The following is an 18,344-nucleotide window of genomic DNA, read 5'->3' on the forward strand; positions in this document are numbered from 1 at the left end:
AAGTCATGGGAGAGGTGATGCAGGAAGCCTTGGCTATGCGGCATGATGCTCCGGCTTCAATTCAATAACCGTGTTGCACTCAGCTCCTGCAACCGCCCATCGTGAGCAAGTTAGTGCTGCGCAACTTACTTGGGCGGATAGGTGCTGAGGATCTTGCTCACCGCTTCGTTGATCGCCGCACTGCGCTCGGCCGGAGTCGGGCTGCTGTCGACGACTTTTTCGGCACTGCCGCGCCATACCAGCTTGCCGTCTTTGGCATCGATCAGGTCAATCTGCAAGGTGCCAACCTGATACACCACGTTGCGGATTTCGTTATACATCGGTGGGCCCCAGTAACCTTCCCACGGGCCGCCCCAGTAGCCCCCCCAAGGTCCGCCCCAGGGACCACCGTAGCCGTAGTTGGTGACTACTTGCTCCTGGCGGTTGGCCACGATCAGCCAGGCTTGCACCAGCAAGTCCGGCTTGCTGCCAGCCGCCACCGGGCGCAGGCCGCGCTGGTCCAGCTGGCCGCTGATGGCCTGGAGAATCCGTTGCTCGGTCAGGTCACTTCTGAGCATCGGGTTATTGGGCTGATATTTCACGGCAGGGTCTTTCCAGGCCCAGGAGCGAAACTTGGCGAAATCGACAGCAGGATTGTAATCATGGCTGACCTGCATGGTTTCGCAGGCACTGAGCAACAGGGCCAGGCCCAGTAAGGCTATGCGACGTAACATGATGATTTCTCCGCTTCAACAATCAGTCTTAATGGGGAGGATAAGCCTGTACTGCCTTGTTCAGTGACTCGCGCAGGGCGTCACCGCGTTCGCTCAGGCTGCCTTTGCTGCTGGTTTCTGCACTGGAACTCCACACCGGTTGCCCGGTTTTGCCGTCATACAGGTTGAGTCGCACCACCATCACCTCAACCTCGTAAGTGCGTACGACGGGTACTGAGTTGTACATCCCGTACTGGCTGCCGTAACGGCCATAGCCGCTGCCGTAGCCAGCCCCGTAACCATAGTCGTCCTGCACCTGACGCAAGCGTTTTTCTGTATGCAAATCGGCACTGACCCAAAGATCTGCCGCACGGTTGGGTTGCGCCGGGCGCAAGCCACGCTGGTCCAGGGCATTGTTCACCGCTTCGGCGATTTGCGCCGAGTCGGCCCATGCGGTGCCTGCGGGCAGGCGCCCATTGAGCCAGGCCCAGCTCTGGTAGCGCCCGTAATCCCGAGGCGGGGCCGGGTAGGCGCTCAAGTCCAGGGTGTTGGCCGCCTGTGCCGGGGCCGGTGGCATGGGCATGGCGCTAGGGGTGTAAGGGTTGGGGCTTTGGCAAGCGCCCAGCCCCAGGCTCAAAACGATCAAGGCAACGCGGCGATACATCGTGGTCTCCCCCGCAGGGCGATTTAAATCGGGCGGCACACCCAATGCAGATAACGTCCCAGCCCGGCAAAGGCAGGATGGCGTCGGTGGGCCAGTTCCATTTCAACCAGGGCTTCAAGCTCGGCACGGGCCTGAAACTCCACTGGCATATAGTCGTGAAACACCCGCACACCGCTCTGGGTTTCGACCTGCCACAGGCCTTCGAGTGCCGTGGCCAGCTCCCGTGGGTCAAGAGGCTGCTGCGGGGTGAGGCTCTGCTTTTCACCGGCCATATCGTTATTGCGCATCTTGCGAAAGTGACCCTTGAGCAGGTTGCGATAGATCAGGGCGTCGCGGTTATAGAACGCCAGTGACAACCAGCCCTCTTTGGCGGTCAATTGATGCAGCACCGGCAGGATCGCGTGGGGCTCGGCCAGCCATTCCAGCACGGCGTGGCACAGCACCAGATCGTACGGTTCGGTCAACTGGCCCAGCAGCTCTTGCCAGGGGGCCTGGATAAAGGTGCCGGTCTGGCCTGCTTCGGCAAAACGCTGGCGGGCGCCTTCCAGCATCGGCGCGGCCGGTTCGGCCAGGGTTACATCGTGACCTTGCTGGGCCAGCCATAAAGACATGTGGCCCAAGCCGGCGCCGATATCCAGTACCCGCAAGGGGCGTTTGGGCAAGGCTTCCTGCAGGTCGGCCTGGAGCACGGCCAGACGAATGGCACCCTTGGCGCCACCGTAGATTTTCTCGGCGAAGCGGGTGGCCAGTTGATCGAAGTGACGGTCACTCATTTGCTGAAACGCCTTTCATTGTCGGCCAGTTTATTGCGTACCACTTCATTCATGTCCAGGCCCAGCTCGGCGCAGAGTAAGACCAGATACAACACGATATCACCCACTTCCTGACCGGCGTGGGCGAGCTTGTCGGCGGGAAGCTGACGTGACTGGTCTTCGCTCAGCCACTGAAAGATTTCCACCAGCTCGGACATTTCGACACTGGCGGCCATGGCCAGGTTTTTCGGGCTGTGGAACTGCTTCCAGTTGTTGTTATCGCGGATGCGATGCATGCGTTCGGTTATTTCGTCGAGGTTCATTGCGGGCGTGCTCTCCAGAAGGAGCAAAGCTTGCGACTGAACGGGCATTGGTGCAAGTGAAAGGCGCCGCACAGGCACCCAAACCTATTGTTGGAGCGGGCTTGTTTATGGGGTATGGCTCAGCTAACCGGTCGCCATTGCCCGATCAAATGCACCAGCCCGTCATGCCCATTGACCTGAAAATCACCACTGGAGCCCGCCTCACTGCTGAGCAAAATCACCTCGCTGGGCAGGCGCAGCGGTTTTTTAAAGGCGACACTGATCTCGACATTGGCTGCCGGTAAGTGCGAGTTAAGTGCCGCCAGTGCGCGGGCTTTTATCCACAGGCCGTGGGCGATGGCGCTGGGCAGGCCAAACAGCCTGGCGCTGGCGGCACTGAGGTGGATGGGGTTGTAGTCCCCCGATACCCTGGCATATTTACGGCCAATATCGGCGGGTGCGTACCAGCGGGTCAGTTCGCTCAGGGCAACGGACGCAGGGGTTGAGGTTTGCGGCACTTCACCCGGCAGTTCGACGCCTTTGCACAGCAACGTGCTTTGCGCTTCCCACAGCGGGCCGAGCATATCGTCCACCTGCGTGACCACCTCGAAGGTCGCACCCTTGGCGTGTTTTTGCAGGTTGTGCACAAACACCCCGATACGCAGCTGCGACACGTTACCCATGGGGCGCATCACGCGGATCTGGTTGCTCAAATGAATCAGCCCGAGCAGTGGAAAGGGGAAGTCCTTGTCGGTCAGCAATTGCATCTGCAACCCGAAAGCCAGCACATGGGGCCAGGTGGGCGGCAGCAGCGGGCTGGGCGCCAGCGCGCAGACCTCGCGAAAAGCCGCCAGGGCCTTGGGCTCCACCTCGACCCAGCAACGCAAGCCTTGTTCCGGCAACGTACTGCCGGTGATCTTGCGCCGGGCTGCGGCATGGGCGTACAGCGCGGGCAGGTGCGGCGGGCCGCTGAGGTCGAGCCATTTCACGGTCATGACTTATGCTCCCAGAATGCTTTGCCCACACACCCGCAGTGCCTGGCCACTGACCGCGCCCGAACCCGGCTGGCCGAGCCAGGCCACGGCCTCGGCGACGTCCTGCGGCTGGCCACCCTGGCCCAGCGAACTCATGCGCCGGCCCGCTTCGCGCAAGGCAAAAGGAATATGCGCGGTCATTTGGGTTTCGATAAACCCCGGGGCCACGGCATTGATGCTGATGCCGCGCTCGCCCAGTAACGGTGCCCATGCCTGGGCCAGACCGATCAGCCCGGCCTTGCTGGCGGCATAGTTGGTCTGGCCGCGATTACCGGCGATCCCGCTGATGGACGCGAGCAGGATCACCCGGCCGTTATCGCGCAGGGTGCCGCTGTCGAGCAGGGCCTTGGTCAGCACTTGCGGGGCATTGAGGTTGACGGCGAGTACCGAGTCCCAGAATTCCGGGGTCATATTGGCCAGGGTTTTATCGCGGGTGATCCCGGCGTTGTGCACCACAATATCAACACCATCGGGAAGCTGCCCGATCAGCTGTTCTGCGGCATCGGCGGCGCAGATATCCAGGGCGATGCTGTGCCCGCCCAGGCGTGCAGCCAGTGCCTCGAGATCGCCTTTGGCAGCGGGTAGGTCGAGCAGGATCAAATCGGCGCCATCCCGGGCCAGGGTTTCGGCAATCGAGGCGCCAATGCCCCTGGCAGCACCGGTGACCAAGGCCTTGCGCCCGGCCAATGGGCGGGTCCAGTCCTGTACCTGGTTGGCGCAGGCGGTCAGGCGCAGCACCTGGCCGCTGATAAATGCACTTTTGGGCGAGAGGAAAAAGCGCAGTGCGCCCTCAAGCTGATCCTCCGCCCCTGCGCCGATATACAGCAGTTGCAAGGTACTGCCGTTGCGCAATTCTTTGGCCAGTGAGCGGCTGAACCCCTCAAGGGCACGCTGGGCGCTGGCGGCAAAAGGGTCGCTTAATGTTTCAGGAGCACGGCCCAGGATCACCATATGGGTACAGTGTTCGAGATTGCGCAGCAGCGGCTGGAAAAATTCACGTAATTGCTTGAGCTGATCGGTGTGCAGCAATTCGCTGGCATCGAACACCACGGCTTTGAGTTTTGGTCCCTGGCCCGGTATCCACGGGTTGGCGTGCAAGGGTTCGGCGCCGTAGCCGAATACCGCATCGGTGAGTTTGCTGGCAAAGCTGCTGACCTGTCCGGCCAGTGCGCCGCCGCCAATCAGCAGGGGGCCCTCGACCGGGCGCAGGCGCCCGGCCTGCCAGCGTTCCAGTCGTCCCGGTGACGGCAGCCCCAACGCGCCGACCAGTCGCTGGCCGAGGGATGAGTTGACGAAGTCGATATAACGGTCTGACATGGAACACTCTCCGACAGATGGGGTTCAAAGGGTTGACCACAAACATGCCGTGGTCGTTCGTTATCGGCGATAAGGCCTACGCTGTTAACGATTAATGGATTTAAGAGAATAGGGTGAATCGTATGAGTCTGCGTCGTGTAGCAATTATTGGTGGTAATCGAATCCCGTTTTCCCGCGCTAACGGGCCGTATGCGACCGCCAGTAATCAGGACATGCTGACGGCGGCGCTGGAGGGTTTGATCGAGCGTTACAACCTGCACGGGCTGCGTATGGGCGAAGTAGTGGCCGGGGCGGTGCTCAAGGACTCGCGGGATTTCAGCCTGACTCGCGAATGCGTCCTGGGCTCACGCCTGTCGCCGCAAACCCCGGCCTATGACCTGCAGCAAGCCTGCGGCACTGGCCTTGAAGCAGCGTTACTGGTGGCCAACAAGATCGCCTTGGGGCAGATCGAATGCGGGATTGCCGGTGGCGTGGACTCCGCGTCGAATGTGCCGATCGGTATCAATGACGGGCTGCGCAAATGGCTGTTGCAGCTCAATCGCACCAAGGCACCTATCGACAAGCTCAAGGCCTTGCTGCAACTGCGCCCGGGCTTTTTGAAACCCGAGTTTCCGCGCAATGGCGAGCCGCGTACCGGCCTGTCGATGGGCCAGCACTGCGAGTTGATGGCGCAAACCTGGAACATCCCCCGCGTCGAACAGGACGAACTGGCGCTGCACAGCCATCAAGCCCTGACCGCGGCTTACCACGCCGGCTGGGAAGATGATCTGCTGACGCCGTTTATGGGCCTGAGCCGGGATAACAACCTGCGCGCCGACCTGACTCTGGAGAAACTGGCCTCCCTCAAGCCCGTATTCGAGCGCAGCGCCAAGGGCACGCTGACGGCGGGCAACTCCACGCCATTGACCGATGGCGCGTCGACAGTCTTGCTGGGCAGTGAAGAGTGGGCCAAGGAACGTGGCTTGCCGGTTTTGGCCTATTTGCGAGATGGCGAAGCCGCGGCTGTGGATTTCGTCCATGGCGCAGAAGGTTTGCTGATGGCCCCGGTGTATGCCGTCCCACGGCTGCTGGCGCGCAATGGCCTGACCCTGCAGGACTTTGACTACTACGAGATTCACGAAGCCTTTGCCGTCCAGGTGCTCTGCACCCTCAAGGCCTGGGAGGACGAGGCTTACTGCAAAAGCCGCCTGGGCCTTGATGCAGCGCTGGGCTCGATTGATCGCAGCAAGCTCAACGTCAAGGGCAGCTCGCTGGCGGTGGGGCACCCGTTTGCGGCGACGGGCGGGCGTATCGTCACCAATATGTCCAAGCTGCTCGCCACCGCCGGGCAGGGCCGCGGCCTGATCTCGATCTGCGCGGCGGGCGGGCAGGGCGTAACCGCGATTATCGAAAGGTAACCATACCCCTGTGGGAGCGGGCTTGCTCGCGATGGCATCACCTCAACATGCCTGACAAACCGAGGCGTCTGCATCGCGAGCAAGCCCGCTCCCACCAGGGTTATGCGGTTCTGGCTTTAACCGGCAGACGCCACTGCCGGGTTTGCCTCTGCGGCCTCCTGCCGACTACGCGTGGCATAACTCTCCGCCATCACCGAGCACACGATCAACTGCAACGGGTGGTAGATCATGATCGGCAACAGAATCAGCCCCAGCCCCGGGTTGGCGCCGAAGATCAGGGCGGCCATCGGCGCACCGGCGGCCAGGGATTTCTTGCTGGCGCAGAACACCGCGGCAATTTCATCTGCAGTGCTGAACTTCAAGGCGCGGGCGGTGCGGGTGGTCAGCCACAGAATGATCGCAAGCAGGATCGCACTACCGATCAGCGCACTGGCGATCACCGAACTGCCCTGCTGTTGCCACATGCCCGAAACCATCGAGTTGCAGAATGCCGCATAGACCAGCAGCAGAATCACCACCTTGTCGCAGATATTGGTATAGCGCTTGTGCCGGGCGAAAAAGCGCCCGAACAACGGCCGGACCAACTGACCCAGCACCAGCGGCAGCAAGAGCATGGCGCACAGATCAAGCAGGGTTGAACCCAGGTCGATACCACCAGCACCGCTGCCGACCACAAAACTGACCAGCAATGGCGTCAGGAAAATCCCCAGAACACTGGACAGGCTGGCGTTGAGAATCGCTGCCGGAACGTTGCCGCCTGCGCTGCCGGTGAGTGCCACGGAGGAGGAAATGGTCGAGGGCAGGGCACACAGGTAGAAGAACCCCAGCATCAGCAACGGCGGGATATGCGCACCCAACAGCTTGTTGGCCACCACCCAGATCAGCGGGAAGACGATAAAGGTGAAGCCCTGCACCATAAAGTGCAGGCGGATATTTTTCAGGCCGTGACGGATCTGTTCGCTGGACAGGTTGACCCCATGCAGGAAAAACACCAGAAACACACCGATATTGATCACCCATTCAGCGTGCATCCCACCGCCTGTGCTGCCGAAATGCGGGAACAGATACGCCAGAAAAGTCGCCAGCAGCATGCCGCACAGAAACCAGTCGGTGAACATTCGTTTGAGGTGTTTGAGCACAGGCATCGCGGGCACCGGAACATTGTAAGAATTGATGACTTAGCCTAACGTCGCAGCTATCTGTCGTCTTGCGATATAAGGCCAATCAATGCCGCCAAACGGACAACGTGGGTTGCCGCGTGCCATTCCAGTCCTCGATGCTTTGCCACGGCCACTTTACGCCCGGGCCGAAAGCCTGGGGGCAGGCTCGTGGACGCCGCGTCATCGCCATGACTGGGTGCAGTTTTCGTACGCGATCAGTGGGGTGTTGGGTGTGCATACCGACGAGGGCAGTTTTTTTGCTCCGCCACAGTGGGGCATCTGGATTCCGGCCGGGCTGGAGCATGAGGTGATCACTTCGATGCGTGCAGAAATGCGCAGCCTGTATGTGCGTCGTGAGGATTGCCAGTGGGCCCCTGGGCAGTGCCGGGTACTGGAAGTCACGCCGCTGGCCCGGGAGCTGATCAAAAGTTTTTGCGCGCTGCCCGTCGAGTACCCAGAGGGCGGTAGTCCCGAGCAACGTTTGGTGACGGTATTGCTGGATCAACTGGCAAGCCTGCCCGAGGTCGGTTTTTCGCTGCCCTTGCCCCGTCACGAGCGTTTGCTGGTGCTGTGCAATGAGTTGATTGAAACCCCCGATGCCGAGGCAAACCTGGGCCTGTGGTCGGATCGTCTGGGCATGTCTGAAAAGACCCTGATGCGTTTGTTTCAGCGTGAAACAGGCCTGAGTTTTCGCAGCTGGCGCCAGCGGGTGCGTCTCCTGTCTTCGCTGCGGGTGCTGGAGGAGGGCGGTCATGTCACGCGGGCGGCGTTGTCTTGCGGGTATGAATCAACGTCGGCGTTTATTGCGGCGTTTAAAAAGATGTTCGGTTTTACCCCGGGCGACTTGTTTCGACAGGGTTAAGTCGGTGCTCAAAACGAGTTGCTCGTCTATCATTCAAATCGTTTGCCCTCTCCCCGTGGTGAGTGGATTGCCGTATAACGAATGACATTCGCGTGTTTGGTAATATAGGACCCACAATAAAAGCTGATGAAGACTCCAAAACGCTTAGAACCCCTGATCGAAGACGGTCTGATCGACGAGGTGCTGCGCCCACTCATGAGTGGCAAAGAAGCAGCTGTGTACGTAGTCCGCTGCGGCAATGAGCTGCGATGCGCCAAGGTTTACAAGGAGGCTAACAAACGAAGTTTCCGCCAGGCCGCCGAATATCAGGAGGGTCGCAAGGTTCGCAACAGCCGTCAGGCCCGAGCGATGGCCAAGGGCTCGAAGTTCGGTCGCAAAGAAACCGAAGATGCCTGGCAGAATGCCGAAGTGGCGGCGCTGTTTCGTCTGGCGGGTGCCGGTGTGCGGGTTCCCAAGCCGTTCGACTTCCTCGAAGGCGTGCTGTTGATGGAACTGGTGGCGGATGAGTACGGCGATGCCGCACCGCGTCTCAATGATGTGGTACTGGAGCCGGATCAGGCCCGTGAATACCACGAGTTCCTGATTCAGCAGATCGTGCTGATGCTGTGCACCGGTCTGGTTCACGGTGACTTGTCCGAGTTCAACGTTCTGCTGACGCCCACTGGCCCGGTGATTATTGACTTGCCACAAGCGGTCGATGCGGCGGGTAACAACCACGCGTTCAGCATGCTGGAGCGTGACGTGGGCAACATGGCTTCTTACTTCGGGCGTTTTGCGCCGGAGCTTAAGGGCACCAAATACGCCAAGGAAATGTGGGCGCTTTACGAAGCCGCCACCTTGCACCCTGGCAGTGTCTTGACCGGTGAGTTTGACGAGCCGGACGAGCTGGCCGATGTTGGCGGGGTGATGCGCGAAATCGAAGCGGCACGTCTGGACGAAGCATTTCGTCAGGCGGTACGTGCTGCCGATGATGCGCCACCGAGTAAGTCTGAAGAGCCGCCTCCACCGTGGATGCAGTGATTGGCTAAATAAAAAATCCGGCTCAGGCCGGATTTTTTTATGCTCTTTGAAGCTGTCAGGGCTTTTGTGGGGCAGGGGTCAAAACCGGTTCAGCGGAATCTTCAGGCTGCACAGGCCACTTTCATCCGCAGGCGGCAGATTGCCTGCCCGGATATTGACCTGAATGGCCGGAATCAGCAGGGCAGGAACCCCGAGGGTGGCATCGCGGGCGGTTCGCATGTCGACGAAACCCTTCAGGTCGATGCTGTCATTGACATGAATATTCCTCGCGCGCTGCTCACCCACTGTGGTTGACCACGCCGCTTCGCGCCCGGCGGGCGGATAGTCATGGCACATATACAGTCGGGTCTGCTCCGGCAAGGCCAGCAGGCGTTTGATCGATTGATACAACTGCCGCGCATCCCCCCCCGGAAAGTCGCAACGGGCTGTGCCGACATCGGGCATAAACAGGGTGTCACCTACAAACAGGCTGTTGTTCGTGACCTGATACGCCATATCGGCCGGGGTGTGGCCGGGCACATGCAGCGCGCGTACCTGGAGGCGGCCGATATGGAACAGCTCGTCTGGCTCGAACAGGCGATCGAACTGCGAACCGTCCAGCTTGAACTCCGGTTCAAGGTTGTAGATATCGCGAAAAACCCCCTGGACCTGGGTGATCGCAGCACCGATGCCGATCTGCCCGCCCAGCTTGCGCTTGAGGTAGGCGCTGGCTGACAGGTGGTCGGCGTGGGCGTGGGTCTCCAGCAGCCATTGCACCTTCAGGCCCTGAACCTGCACGAAAGCGGCGATGGCGTCGGCACTGGCAGTACTGATGTGCCCGGCGGCGGCATTGTAGTCAAGCACCGGGTCGATGATTGCGCATTCCTTGGCACCGGCTGCATGGACCACGTAGCTCACGGTCGACGTCGCAGGGTCGAAGAAACCTTGAATTTCGGGGTACATGAGGGGCCTCGTACGAGTCAGTGAGTAGTCAATATATTGAAAGATATATTATCGAGTCGTAGACTGTCGACCATCACGCCCCGGAGCTTTTCATGACTGCTCAGCTAACCAGCGAAGAAATCGGACTTCTGCGCGACTCTGCCTCCAAAGCCTGCACCCTTCTTAAAGCGTTGGCCAATGAAGATCGACTGCTGTTGCTCTGCCAGTTGACTCAAGGTGAGCGCAATGTCGGCGAACTTGAAGCGCTGACAGGCATCAGACAACCCACACTGTCGCAACAACTTGGTGTGTTGCGTGACGAGGGCATGGTCAATACCCGAAGGATGGGGAAATACATTTTCTATTCACTTGCCAGCTTTGAAGTGGTCTCTGTAATGCAGACCTTGTCGGGCCTGTATTGCGGGCAAGCACTTAAAAAGTAGCGCAGGCTCATTCCCCTCCCAGTATTTGTTGCCCGATATTTTCCATTCAATTTTGTTGTGCCTGGAGTGCTCAATGGAGCAAAGCATCAAGCGAATCGACGCGTCATTTTCTGTGACCGGCCAGATCGAGCAGTCTGATCTCCACTCTTTGGTCGCGTTGGGTTTTGCCAGTGTGATCTGCAACCGCCCTGATCATGAAGGCGGCCCAGAGCAACCCGAACACATAGCGATGCAACAGGCCGCGCAGGCCCTGGGGCTGAGTTTTGCCTACCTGCCCGTGCTCACCACCGGCGCTACGCCCGAACAGGCACAGCAGTTGCGCCAATTGCTCAGTGAGCTGCCCAAACCGGTTCTGGCCTATTGCCGCACAGGCAATCGCTCTTCAAAACTATTTGAGGCAGCCACACAAGGTACACGGGAGGCCAGGCAGTACGATGTGGTCGTGGTGGGCGGCGGCTCGGGCGGTATCTCGGTGTCGGCGAGCCTGCTCAAGCGCAACGCGGCCTTGCGTATCGCCGTGATCGAACCCAGTACCGAGCACTATTACCAGCCTGCCTGGACGCTGGTCGGCGGCGGTGCCTACGATATCAAAAACACGGTGCGCCCCACCGCTGCGGTGATGCCTAAAGGTGCCGCGTGGATCAAGGCGTCGCTGTGCGCCTTTGCCCCGCAGCGCAAGGTTGTACTGCTTAGCGATGGGACCGAGCTGGGTTATCAGCAACTGATCGTTTGCCCGGGGCTGGAGCTGGCCTGGGAAAATATCGAGGGCCTTGAAGAGACTCTGGGCCAGAACGGTGTTACCTCCAACTATCGTTATGACCTGGCGCCCTACACCTGGGAGCTGGTGCGCACCTTACAGGGTGGCAAAGCACTGTTTACCCAGCCGGGCATGCCGATCAAGTGTGCGGGTGCGCCGCAAAAGGCCATGTATCTGGCCTGCGATCATTGGCGCAAGCGTGGCGCTCTGGACACTGTTTCGGTGGAGTTCAATCTGGCGGGGGCGGTGCTGTTTGGTGTCCCGGCTTTTGTTCCACCGTTGATGAAGTACGTTGAGGCCTACAAGGCCCGATTGGCCTTTCAGTCCAATCTGGTCAAGGTTGACGGGCCAGGCAAGAAGGCCTGGTTTGATGTGACTGACGCAGATGGCCACATCACCCGTGTTGAGAAAACCTTCGACATGCTGCATGTGGTGCCACCGCAACAAGCGCCCGATGTTATCCGCCGCAGCGAGCTGGCTGACAAGGCTGGCTGGTTCGAGACCGACCCGGTCACCCTGCAACATCCGCGCTACCCCGAAATCTTCGCCCTTGGCGATGTCTGCAATACACCTAATGCCAAGACCGCCGCGGCGACCCGCAAGCAAGTGGTCGTGGTGGCCGAAAACCTTCTCGCATTGCGCAAAGGTGTGGCTTTGCCCAAGCGCTACGATGGCTATGGCTCCTGCCCGCTGACCGTGGAAAACGGCAAAGTGATCCTGGCCGAGTTCGGCTATGGCGGCAAACTGCTCCCCACCTTCGCCCTCGACCCGACCGTGCCACGCAAATCAGCGTGGCTGCTCAAGGCAACCTTGCTGCCGTGGTTCTACTGGCAGGGCATGCTCAAAGGGCGCGAGTGGTTCACTGACTGCAAGCCGGACTGAGCCTGACCATGTTGATTATTCTGTTTGGCATGCTGGTGGGATTGGTACTCGGGCTGACCGGCGCTGGTGGCGGCATTCTGGCCATACCGGCGTTGACCCTGGGGCTGGGCTGGACACTGGCCCAGGCCACACCGGTGGCCTTGCTGGCGGTGGGTACGGCTGCGGCATTGGGCGCGCTGGATGGCCTGCGCAAAGGATTGGTTCGTTACAAGGCTGCTGCGTTGATGGCGATTGTGGGCTCGGCAACTTCGCCAATCGGCCTGCACCTCGCCCGATTGATGCCGGCCAAGGTGCTGGTACTGCTGTTTAGCGGGGTGATGATGTTCGTCTCTGCGCGTATGTTTTTGCAGGCCAGAGCCGATGCCCGTGATGACGGCAGCCTGGGGGTACTGGAAAAAAACTGCATGCTCAACCCGGCCACCGGGCGGCTGACCTGGAACGCCCGCTGCAGCATGACCCTGGTATCGATTGGCGCCACCTCGGGTTTGCTCACGGGGTTGTTGAGCGTGGGCGGCGGATTTTTGATCGTACCGGCGTTTCGCAAATTCAGTGATGTGCGCATCCACGCCGTGGTGTCCACGTCCTTGATGGTGGTGGCGCTGGTATCGCTGGGCACATTGGCCAACCTGATGAGCCAGGGCGTGAGCCTGTCGAATGACGGCGTGATATTTATCGGCGCCACCCTGGCCGGGATGATTGCCGGACGGGTGATTGCCCCCAAGGTCTCGGCCCAATGGCTGCAGCAGGGCTTCGCGGCGTTGTGTGCGGTTATCGGGCTGTTGATGCTGGCAAAAGTGCTGATCACAGCAGCCTGATTAACTCTCCTGTGTGCGCCGCAAAACCTGTGGGAGCTGGCTCCCACAGGTCTTTCACGCTGGCAAGCAGGTGTTCATGTCTTTACGGCGCAGCATTGCCCTGACTCCAGATCCTTGAGAATCGGGCAATCAGGTCGGTGATCACCCTGGCAGCTCTCGACCAGATCCTGCAAGGTATCGCGCAAGCTGGTCAGCTCGGTGATCTTCTGGTTCAACTCATCAATATGCTGGCGCGCCAGTGCCTTCACATCACCGCTGGCGCGCTGGCGGTCCTGCCACAGGGCCAGCAGTTTGCCGACTTCTTCCAGCGAAAACCCCAGATCCCGCGAGCGCTTGATAAACGCCAGGGTATGCAGATCGTCGTCGCTGTAAAGGCGATAACCGCTGTCACTGCGGCTGGCGGGTTTGAGCAGGCCGATGGACTCGTAATAACGAATCATCTTGGCGCTCAAGCCGCTGCGTTTGGCGGCCTGGCCGATATTCATGACACTGCCTCCTTATTCAATATCCTTGGGTTTCCAGAATTTCAGCAGCAACGCATTGCTGACCACGCTGACACTGGAAAAAGCCATTGCCGCACCCGCCAGCACCGGATTCAAAAAGCCGAAAGCGGCCAGCGGAATGCCGATCACGTTATAGATAAAGGCCCAGAACAGATTTTGCCGGATTTTGGCGTAGGTCTTGCGGCTGATCTCCAGTGCCGCTGGCACCAGTCGCGGGTCGCCGCGCATCAGGGTGATACCCGCCGCATGCATGGCCACGTCAGTGCCGCCGCCCATGGCGATGCCGATATCGGCCGCGGCCAGTGCCGGGGCGTCGTTGATGCCGTCACCGACCATGGCCACCACTCCGGTTTTTTTCAGTTCAGCCACAGTGGCGGCCTTGTCTGCCGGCAGCACTTCGGCGTGAACATCGGTAATCCCCAGCGCTTCGGCAACCACTTTAGCGCTGCCACGGTTGTCGCCGGTCAGCAGGTGGCTGCTGATATTGCGCGCTTTGAGCTGCTCGATGGCCGACTGGGCGCCGGGTTTGAGCGTGTCACCAAAGGCAAACAGGCCCAACACTTGCGGCTGCGGGCTTTGCTCGATCAGCCAGGACAGGGTGCGGCCCTCGGTTTCCCACGCGCTGGCGGATTCGGCCAGCGAACCTGCGTTGAGGCCGGTTTCTTCCAGCAGGCGACGGTTGCCCAGTGCCAGGCGTTTGCCTTGCAAAGTGCCAGCAATACCGCGCCCGGTGAGTGACTGGCTGTCGGTAACATCCGGTACATTCAGGTTACGTGCGGCGCAGGCATCCAATACGGCCTTGGCCAGCGGGTGTTCACTGCCTCGTTGCAGGGCTCCGGCGGCTTGCAGCAAGTGTGCTTCATTGCCATCAAGTGCGCTGAAGTGGGCAATTTGCGGGGTGCCGGAGGTCAGGGTGCCGGTTTTGTCGAAGACCACGGCGCTGACTTCGTGGGCGCGCTCCAGGGCTTCGGCGTCCTTGATCAAAATCCCGTAACGGGCGGCTACACCGGTACCGGCCATGATTGCGGTGGGTGTTGCCAGGCCAAGGGCACAAGGGCAGGCGATAACCAATACCGCCACGGCGTTGATCAGTGCGGTTTCGATCGGTGCACCGTAGAACCACCAGCCGAGCAATGTGGCGAGGGCAATCAGCAGCACCACCGGGACGAACACCTGGCTGACTTTATCCACCAGCTTCTGAATGGGCGCCTTGGCGGACTGGGCGTCTTCGACCAGGCGGATAATTCGCGCCAGTACGGTCTCAGTGCCTAACGCCAGGGTCTTGATAATCAAGCGGCCTTCGCCATTGATGGCGCCGCCGGTGACTTTATCCCCAGGCTGTTTCGGTACCGGCAGGCTTTCGCCGCTGATCAGCGCCTCGTCGGCATGGCTTTGGCCTTCGACCACTTCACCATCCACCGGGAAACGCTCGCCGGGTTTGACCAGCACCAGATCATTGAGGCGCAGATCGCTGATAGCGACGTCCTGTTCCTGGCCGTCGACCATACGCAGTGCCCGTTCCGGGCGCAGGGCTTCGAGGGCGCGGATGGCGCTGGCGGTCTGGCGCTTGGCGCGGCTTTCGAGATATTTGCCCAACAGCACCAGGGCAATTACCACCGCCGAGGCCTCGAAATACAGATGGGGCATGCTGCCGGGTTCGGCGATGGCCCATTCATACAGGCTCAAGCCATAACCGGCGCTGGTGCCCAGGGCAACCAGCAGGTCCATATTCCCCGCACCGGCTTTGACGGCTTTCCAGGCAGCGACATAAAAACGTGCACCGAGGATAAATTGCACCGGAGTAGCCAAAAGAAACTGGGCCCAGGCGGGCAGCATCCAATGCACGCCAAAAGGTGCGAGCAACATCGGCAGTACCAGCGGCAACGCCAGCACAATGGCCAGGGTCAGTGCCCAGCGTTCGCGGTGCAGGCGTTTATGCTGATCGTCCTCGGAGTTTTTTTCACTCTGGTGCACGCTGGCGCCATAACCGGCCTGGCTAACGGCATTTATCAGCAAGCCGGTATCGACCTGGCCAAGCAGTTCGATATGGGCCCGCTCGGTGGCCAGGTTAACGCTGACGCTTTTGACTCCCGCAACCTTGGCCAGGGCCTTTTCGACGCGACCGGCGCACGAGGCGCAAGTCATGCCGCTGATATCCAGTTCCAGGCTATGGGCGGGCACGCTATAGCCCGCCTGCTGCACGGCTTCGACCAGGGCGGGCAAACTGTCCACAGGCGCTTCGATGCGCGCCTGTTCAGTGGCCAGATTGACATTGACCGAGCGTACGCCGGGTACTTTGGTCAGGGCTTTTTCCACACGTCCTGCGCAACTGGCACAGGTCATGCCATCAATCGGCAGATCGAATTGGGTGGGCACGAGCAGTCCTCCTCAAGAAGTTATCTATCCATAGAATCGACCTTGACCCCATGGCAAGGTCAAGGCTTCTTGCTGTTCGTTATGTGCCGCTCAATATTCGAGCTTGGCGGGCTTGAGGTACATGCCCTGTTTTCCGAGGGCAATGCGGTATTTACGTACTTCCCCGGCCTTGAGGGTGAATTGCTGTGCGGCCGGGACCAGCATGCCGGGCAGGCAGCCGGGGGCTTGCCCGGGCAGCAGCTTGAGGCGGATATCGACGCTGGCGGGTGGCAAGTTAAAGGCCAGCGCCTGTTCCTGAAACAAGCGCCCGGCCAGTTGATCGTCGATATACACGCCGACTTCACAGTTGGTCGGCACTTCCAGGCGCTCGCGGGAAATGATCAGCACTCCGTAGTCCTGATCGGCATTTGCCCACAGCGGCAAACTGGCAAGAGCCAAAAGGCTGACTAGGCTCAAAGCGGTCCGGCGCATGGCTAGGTATCCTGTTTTAAATCGCAAGGCTTGCAGCTTGGCCGAGCAGGGGATGGATTGCCAGTCAGCGAGTGAAACAACGGGCTTGACCTTGTCATGATGGCAAGGTCGAAGCTGTAGTCATCTCTCAGATAGGAGGCGTGATCATGCAAACATTCAAAGTAGATGGTATGACCTGTGGCGGCTGTGTTGGCGCGGTGACCCGTGCGGTGCAGGCTGTGGATAAAGACGCGAAAGTCGAAGTGGACCTGGCGAGCAAAACCGTCAAGGTGGACAGCAAGGTGCCGCCTTTGCAGATTATTGATGTGATCACCAATGCCGGTTTTGAGGCGCGTACCGCGCACTGAGTCATTGTGGGGGTATTTGTGGGAGCTGGCTTGCCTGCGATGGTATCGCTGCGGTTTACCTGCCAGACCGCGGTGCCTGAATCGCGGGCAAGCCCGCTCCCACCCAGAATTTATTAGCTAGCTATCTTTATGTTCAAGTTCTGTAACCACAGCTAGACTGTCGGGCTGCGCCATTCGCAGTACGATCTGGATACCTGATGAACTTTCGAACAATTTTGATTCTTGGCGCCCTGAGCGCTTTCGGTCCTCTGGCGATCGATTTTTATCTGCCGGGCTTCCCGGCGATGGCGCAAGCCTTCGCCACAGACGAGCAGCATATTCAGCTCACCCTGGCGGTCTACTTCCTGGGGCTGTCCATTGGCCAGCTGGCCTATGGCCCGATTGCTGACCGCTTTGGTCGACGCATGCCGTTGCTGGTGGGGGTTGGCCTGTTTACGGTTGCGTCCCTGGCCTGTGCCTTTGCCCCGACCCTGGAATGGCTGATCGGCGCCCGTTTCGTTCAGGCGCTGGGCGGTTGTGCGGGCATGGTGCTGTCGCGGGCGATTGTCAGCGACAAGTGTGATGCCGTGGGTTCGGCGAAGGTCTTTTCGCAATTGATGCTGGTGATGGGGCTGGCCCCGATCCTGGCACCGATGCTCGGTGGTTTGCTGGTCAACCTGCATGGCTGGCAGTCGATCTTTATCGTGCTGACCGGGTTCAGCGCTTTGGCCGCCCTGGCCGTGGCCCTTGGTTTGCCCGAAAGCCTGCCGGCCAATGTACCGCGTCAGCCTTTGTCGGGGGCACTGCGCCAATATGGCCGCTTGCTCAAGGACGGCGAGTTCCTGGGGCATGCCCTCACCGGGGGGATTGCAATGGCCGGGATGTTTGCCTACATCGCGGGCTCACCTTTCGTATTTATCAAACTCTATGGCGTACCTGCCGAGCATTACGGCTGGCTGTTTGGCAGCAACGCGGCGGGCTTTATTCTGGTGGCCCAGGTTAACGCCCGGTTGTTGGCCAAGCGTGGTCCGGCCTTTTTGCTGGCGCGTACGGTGTGGGTCTATCTGGCGGCGGGTCTGGTCTTGTTGGGTGTCAGTGCGCTGCACACCGAGCAACTGTGGCCGCTGCTGATCCCGTTGTTTATCTGTATTGCCAGCCTGGGTTGCATTATCCCCAACGCTTCGGCCTGTGCCATGAGCGGGCAGGGCGCACGCGCCGGCAGTGCATCGGCGATGCTCGGCTGCTTGCAGTTCAGCGTGGCAGCGGCGGCGGCTTCATTGGTGGGGGTGCTGCACGATGGCAGCGCAATGCCGATGGCACTGGTCATCACCTTGTGCGGGGTTTTGGCGGTGGCTATCGCTGTGGCGACCCGACGTGTTTATACCGCCCGGATCGCCGCTCAGCAGTCGATCTGATTCACCCTGCCAGGCGTTCGGGCAGTCGGTGCGGGGCTTGCAGGCGAGCATTCAACGTGTCCACAAAGGCGCGAGCCTCGGACTCACTGCGAAAATTGACCGCCTGCTGGTCGATTTGAACCTGCCATTGGCAGTTGCGGGATCTTGCTAACGCTCTTATCAGGATTTTCATTACTGGCCTCCTTCGGTTCGCAAAGGAGGTCAGTGTATGCCGGAAAACTTTGGTAAATATGTC

20 protein-coding genes are annotated in these 18,344 nt (G+C 60.1%); 8 read left to right on the plus strand and 12 right to left on the minus strand.

Annotation, left to right across the window (positions count from 1 at the left end):
• Positions 1-125: 125 nt before the first annotated feature.
• The 6 genes from ACZRMH_RS24435 to ACZRMH_RS24460 form a co-directional block, all read right to left on the minus strand.
• Positions 126-713 carry a DUF4136 domain-containing protein gene (locus ACZRMH_RS24435; protein WP_464015630.1) on the minus strand — a complete coding sequence of 196 codons (588 nt, stop codon included), beginning with the start codon at positions 711-713 and terminating at the stop codon, positions 126-128.
• A gap of 28 nt (positions 714-741) precedes the next feature.
• On the minus strand, positions 742-1,356 hold the full coding sequence (locus ACZRMH_RS24440; protein WP_464015631.1) for a DUF4136 domain-containing protein: 615 nt from the start codon (positions 1,354-1,356) through the stop codon (positions 742-744).
• 23 nt (positions 1,357-1,379) lie between these two features.
• Positions 1,380-2,129, minus strand: coding sequence for a methyltransferase domain-containing protein (locus ACZRMH_RS24445; RefSeq protein WP_464015632.1), 750 nt, complete (start codon positions 2,127-2,129; stop codon positions 1,380-1,382).
• A complete protein-coding gene (locus tag ACZRMH_RS24450) occupies positions 2,126-2,431 on the minus strand; it encodes a nucleotide pyrophosphohydrolase (RefSeq protein WP_464015633.1) in 306 nt (101 codons plus the stop codon). The genes ACZRMH_RS24445 and ACZRMH_RS24450 overlap by 4 nt, the downstream gene beginning before the upstream one ends.
• Positions 2,432-2,550: 119 nt before the next feature.
• Positions 2,551-3,405 (minus strand): MaoC family dehydratase, encoded by an 855-nt coding sequence (locus ACZRMH_RS24455; protein WP_464015634.1) that lies wholly within the window; start codon positions 3,403-3,405, stop codon positions 2,551-2,553.
• 3 nt (positions 3,406-3,408) lie between these two features.
• Positions 3,409-4,761, minus strand: coding sequence for a 3-oxoacyl-ACP reductase (locus tag ACZRMH_RS24460; protein ID WP_464015635.1), 1,353 nt, complete (start codon positions 4,759-4,761; stop codon positions 3,409-3,411).
• Positions 4,762-4,883: 122 nt separating this feature from the next.
• On the opposite strand from ACZRMH_RS24460, the gene ACZRMH_RS24465 reads away from it, so the two are divergent.
• The gene (locus ACZRMH_RS24465; RefSeq protein WP_464015636.1) at positions 4,884-6,158 is read left to right on the plus strand and encodes an acetyl-CoA C-acetyltransferase; all 1,275 of its coding nucleotides are present in this window, start codon (positions 4,884-4,886) and stop codon (positions 6,156-6,158) included.
• Between the two features lie 116 nt (positions 6,159-6,274).
• On the opposite strand, the gene ACZRMH_RS24470 is transcribed toward ACZRMH_RS24465, so the two are convergent.
• Positions 6,275-7,303: a bile acid:sodium symporter family protein gene (locus tag ACZRMH_RS24470; protein ID WP_464015637.1), complete on the minus strand. Its 1,029-nt coding sequence runs from the start codon at positions 7,301-7,303 to the stop codon at positions 6,275-6,277.
• Positions 7,304-7,385: 82 nt separating this feature from the next.
• On the opposite strand from ACZRMH_RS24470, the gene ACZRMH_RS24475 reads away from it, so the two are divergent.
• A complete protein-coding gene (locus ACZRMH_RS24475) occupies positions 7,386-8,180 on the plus strand; it encodes an AraC family transcriptional regulator (protein ID WP_464015638.1) in 795 nt (264 codons plus the stop codon).
• A 126-nt stretch (positions 8,181-8,306) separates the two neighbouring features.
• Positions 8,307-9,200 (plus strand): PA4780 family RIO1-like protein kinase, encoded by an 894-nt coding sequence (locus tag ACZRMH_RS24480; protein ID WP_464015639.1) that lies wholly within the window; start codon positions 8,307-8,309, stop codon positions 9,198-9,200.
• Between the two features lie 78 nt (positions 9,201-9,278).
• Here the strand turns inward: ACZRMH_RS24480 and ACZRMH_RS24485 are convergent, their stop codons facing one another.
• Positions 9,279-10,142: an MBL fold metallo-hydrolase gene (locus ACZRMH_RS24485; protein ID WP_464015640.1), complete on the minus strand. Its 864-nt coding sequence runs from the start codon at positions 10,140-10,142 to the stop codon at positions 9,279-9,281.
• A gap of 92 nt (positions 10,143-10,234) precedes the next feature.
• Between ACZRMH_RS24485 and ACZRMH_RS24490 the strand changes: the two genes are divergently transcribed.
• The 3 genes from ACZRMH_RS24490 to ACZRMH_RS24500 all read left to right on the plus strand — a co-directional run bounded on the left by ACZRMH_RS24490 (position 10,235) and on the right by ACZRMH_RS24500 (position 13,018).
• Positions 10,235-10,564, plus strand: coding sequence for an ArsR/SmtB family transcription factor (locus ACZRMH_RS24490; RefSeq protein ID WP_133079610.1), 330 nt, complete (start codon positions 10,235-10,237; stop codon positions 10,562-10,564).
• 73 nt (positions 10,565-10,637) lie between these two features.
• Complete coding sequence (locus ACZRMH_RS24495) at positions 10,638-12,203, plus strand: bifunctional protein tyrosine phosphatase family protein/NAD(P)/FAD-dependent oxidoreductase (RefSeq protein ID WP_464015641.1); 1,566 nt, start codon at positions 10,638-10,640, stop codon at positions 12,201-12,203.
• Between the two features lie 8 nt (positions 12,204-12,211).
• Positions 12,212-13,018, plus strand: coding sequence for a sulfite exporter TauE/SafE family protein (locus ACZRMH_RS24500; protein WP_464015642.1), 807 nt, complete (start codon positions 12,212-12,214; stop codon positions 13,016-13,018).
• 74 nt (positions 13,019-13,092) lie between these two features.
• Here ACZRMH_RS24500 and cueR read toward each other — a convergent pair whose 3' ends face one another.
• The 3 genes from cueR to ACZRMH_RS24515 form a co-directional block, all read right to left on the minus strand.
• On the minus strand, positions 13,093-13,503 hold the full coding sequence (cueR, locus tag ACZRMH_RS24505; RefSeq protein ID WP_464015643.1) for a Cu(I)-responsive transcriptional regulator: 411 nt from the start codon (positions 13,501-13,503) through the stop codon (positions 13,093-13,095).
• A 12-nt stretch (positions 13,504-13,515) separates the two neighbouring features.
• Entirely contained in the window at positions 13,516-15,897 is a 2,382-nt protein-coding gene (locus tag ACZRMH_RS24510) for a heavy metal translocating P-type ATPase (RefSeq protein ID WP_464015644.1), read from the minus strand.
• Between the two features lie 90 nt (positions 15,898-15,987).
• Entirely contained in the window at positions 15,988-16,368 is a 381-nt protein-coding gene (locus ACZRMH_RS24515) for a hypothetical protein (RefSeq protein ID WP_464015645.1), read from the minus strand.
• Between the two features lie 146 nt (positions 16,369-16,514).
• On the opposite strand from ACZRMH_RS24515, the gene ACZRMH_RS24520 reads away from it, so the two are divergent.
• Positions 16,515-16,715 (plus strand): heavy-metal-associated domain-containing protein, encoded by a 201-nt coding sequence (locus ACZRMH_RS24520; protein WP_464015646.1) that lies wholly within the window; start codon positions 16,515-16,517, stop codon positions 16,713-16,715.
• A gap of 197 nt (positions 16,716-16,912) precedes the next feature.
• On the plus strand, positions 16,913-18,109 hold the full coding sequence (locus ACZRMH_RS24525) for a multidrug effflux MFS transporter (RefSeq protein WP_464015647.1): 1,197 nt from the start codon (positions 16,913-16,915) through the stop codon (positions 18,107-18,109).
• A gap of 1 nt (position 18,110) precedes the next feature.
• Here the strand turns inward: ACZRMH_RS24525 and ACZRMH_RS24530 are convergent, their stop codons facing one another.
• A complete protein-coding gene (locus tag ACZRMH_RS24530; protein ID WP_464015648.1) occupies positions 18,111-18,281 on the minus strand; it encodes a hypothetical protein in 171 nt (56 codons plus the stop codon).
• Between the last annotated feature and the right edge of the window lie 63 nt (positions 18,282-18,344).

Source organism: Pseudomonas sp. B414, assembly GCF_055408445.1.